A 3087-nucleotide genomic window follows, 5' to 3' on the forward strand; every position below is an offset into this window, starting at 1 on the left:
GTGGCTCGTAAGAACAAAAACTTGGCCCTTTACGAGATTGGAAAAGTCTTTGAACAAACAGGTAATCCAAAAGAAGAACTTCCAAATGAGATCAATAGCTTTGCCTTTGCCTTGACAGGCTTGGTTGCTGAAAAAGATTTCCAAACAGTAGCAGTTCCAGTTGATTTCTTCTATGCTAAGGGAATACTTGAAGCACTATTTACTCGCTTGGGACTAGAAGTGACCTATACAGCTACAGCTGAAATTGCAAGCCTCCACCCAGGTCGTACAGCTGTGATTTCACTCGGTGACCAAGTTCTTGGTTTCCTTGGTCAAGTACACCCAGTCACTGCTAAGGCCTACGATATTCCAGAAACGTATGTGGCTGAGCTCAACCTTTCAGCCATCGAAACTGCCCTTCAACCAGCTACTCCATTTGTGGAAATTACTAAATTCCCAGCAGTTAGCCGTGATGTTGCCCTTCTCCTTAAGGCAGAAGTGACTCACCAAGAAGTTATAGATGCTATCCAAGCTGCCGGCGTGAAACGTTTGACAGATATCAAACTCTTTGATGTCTTCTCAGGCGAAAAATTGGGACTTGGTATGAAGTCAATGGCTTATAGCTTGACCTTCCAAAATCCAGAAGACAGCTTAACGGACGAAGAAGTCGCACGCTACATGGAAAAAATCCAAGCATCACTTGAAGAAAAAGTCAATGCAGAAGTGCGTTAAAGTATCAATCCATCCTTCGGGGTGGATTTTTGCTTTTCACATAACAATTCAGGATCAAAAATAGACAGTTGAGGAACAGAGAAGATAAATTGGAGTTTACCAGTGTATAATGGATTTATCACTAAAAACGCTCCAGGTCATATTTTACATAGCATTAGTCTTATAAAAATGGACGGAAAGTATTGTAAAGGCTATCAAAAAGGAGTATAATGAGTGCAAGACATTTCGGAGGTGAAAGATGCTAGAAGTAAGAAGTCTAGAGAAAAGTTTTGGACCCAAGCAAGTTTTGTTTGGTATTAACTTTCAAGCGAGACCAGGTCGTATTTTGGGACTAGTCGGAAAAAATGGTGCTGGGAAGACAACGATTTTCCACAGTATTTTGAAGTTTTTAGAATACCAAGGAGAAATTAGTCTGGATGGGCAGAATATTCGTCAGGAGACCTATGCTCGGATTGGCTATCTGCCTGAAGAACGCAGTCTCATGCCCAAATTGACAGTCCTTGAACAAGTTCGCTATTTGGCGACTCTAAAAGGCATGGATGCCAAGGAGGTCAAGGAAAAACTCCCTCAATGGATGAAGAGGTTGGAAGTGAAAGGGAAGCTGACAGATAAAATCAAGAGTCTGTCAAAAGGAAATCAGCAGAAGATTCAGCTCATTATTACTCTGATTCATGAGCCAGACTTGATTATCTTGGATGAGCCTTTCAGTGGATTGGACCCAGTCAATACAGAATTGCTCAAGCAAGTTATTTTTCAAGAAAAAGAACGTGGGGCAACCATTATCTTTTCTGACCATGTCATGACCAACGTCGAGGAGCTTTGTGACGATATTCTCATGATTCGAGATGGCCGTGTGGTCTTGCATGGACCAGTTCAGGATGTTCGCAATCAATACGGGAAAACGCGTCTCTTTGTTTCAAGTGAACGAAGCAAGGAAGAATTGGAGAATCTTCCTCATGTTAAACAGGTGAGTTTGACCAAACAAGGTAGTTGGAAATTAATCTTGGAGGATGAGAGCGCTGGAAGAGAACTCTTCCCAATCTTGACTCAGGGGGAATATATCGCAACCTTTGATCAACAAGCGCCAACAATCGATGAAATCTTTAAACTAGAATCAGGGGTGGAAGTATGAGAAATATGTGGGTTGTAATCAAGGAAACCTATCTTCGACATGTCAAATCGTGGAGTTTCTTCTTTATGGTGATTTCACCATTCCTCTTTTTAGGAATGTCTGTAGGAATTGCTTATCTCCAAGGCTCTTCAATGGCTAAAAATGATAAAGTGGCAGTAGTGACAACAGTGCCATCTGTGGAAGATGGGCTTAAGGATACCAACGGTATCAACTTTGATTATCAGGATGAAGCCAGTGCCCAAGCTGCTATCAAAGATGAGAAAATCAAGGGTTACCTAACCATTGACCAAGAGGACAGCGTCCTCAAGGCCGTCTATCATGGTGAAACTTCCCTTGAGATTGCTATTAAGCTAGGAGTAACGAGTAAGTTAAATGATCTTCAAGGTCAACTCAATCGTTCGGCAGCTAATTTGTCACAAGAGCAGGAAAAACGCTTGGAGCAAACAGTTAACTTTACGGAGAAAATTGATGAATCCAAGGAAAATAAAAAAATGATTCAAACCTTTGCGGCCGCAGGGCTTGGTTTCTTCCTTTATATGATTTTGATTACCTATGCTAGTGTCACTGCTCAGGAAGTGGCTAGCGAGAAAGGAACCAAAATTATGGAGGTTGTCTTCTCTAGTATCCGAGCTAGTCATTATTTCTACGCTCGCATGCTGGCTCTGCTTCTTGTGATTTTGACCCATATTGGCATTTACGTCGTGGGTGGACTTGCTGCCATTCTTCTCTTTAAAGACCTACCAATCTTGGCACAATCTGGTATTTTAAACCATATAGGAGAGGCTTTCTCGCTCAACACCTTATTGTTTGTCTTGGTTAGCCTCTTTATGTACGTTGTTTTAGCAGCCTTCCTAGGTTCTATGGTTTCTCGTCCTGAGGATGCAGGAAAAGCCTTGTCGCCTTTGATGATTTTGATTATAGGTGGTTTTTTTGGAGTGACAGCTCTAGGTGCAGCTGGTGACAATCTCATCTTGAAGATTGGTTCATATATTCCCTTTATTTCGACTTTCTTCATGCCATTTAGAGCTATTAATGGCTATGCAGGGGGAGTAGAAGCATGGATTTCACTTGCTATTACAGTGATTTTTGCAGTAACGGCAACAGTCTTTATCGGACGTATGTATGCTAGCCTCGTTCTGCAAACAGATGATTTAGGTCCTTGGAAAACCTTTAAACGTGCCTTATCTTATAAATAGAAGAGCCTCGCGAAAGCGAGGTTTTTTAGAGATAAAAAGAGTGGAATT

At 41.6% G+C, this 3087-nt stretch carries 2 protein-coding genes and 1 pseudogene; all 3 read left to right on the plus strand.

Going from position 1 to position 3087, the window contains the following annotated elements:
- Positions 1-711, plus strand: a pseudogene (locus RWO85_RS10010) (phenylalanine--tRNA ligase subunit beta); the annotation flags it as partial.
- A 238-nt stretch (positions 712-949) separates the two neighbouring features.
- Positions 950-1843: an ABC transporter ATP-binding protein gene (locus tag RWO85_RS10015; RefSeq protein ID WP_314415699.1), complete on the plus strand. Its 894-nt coding sequence runs from the start codon at positions 950-952 to the stop codon at positions 1841-1843.
- Positions 1840-3039: an ABC transporter permease gene (locus tag RWO85_RS10020; RefSeq protein ID WP_314415702.1), complete on the plus strand. Its 1200-nt coding sequence runs from the start codon at positions 1840-1842 to the stop codon at positions 3037-3039. Before RWO85_RS10015 ends, RWO85_RS10020 begins: the two co-directional genes overlap by 4 nt.
- Positions 3040-3087 lie beyond the last annotated feature (48 nt).

It is taken from the genome of uncultured Streptococcus sp., from assembly GCF_963521865.1.
Taxonomy (GTDB): domain Bacteria; phylum Bacillota; class Bacilli; order Lactobacillales; family Streptococcaceae; genus Streptococcus.

Bases quoted from the DNA above. Each gene is read 5' to 3' on its own strand.
- RWO85_RS10015 (WP_314415699.1), top strand. From the start codon at position 950: ATGCTAGAAGTAAGAAGTCTAGAGAAAAGTTTTGGACCCAAGCAAGTT.
- RWO85_RS10020 (WP_314415702.1), top strand. From the start codon at position 1,840: ATGAGAAATATGTGGGTTGTAATCAAGGAAACCTATCTTCGACATGTC.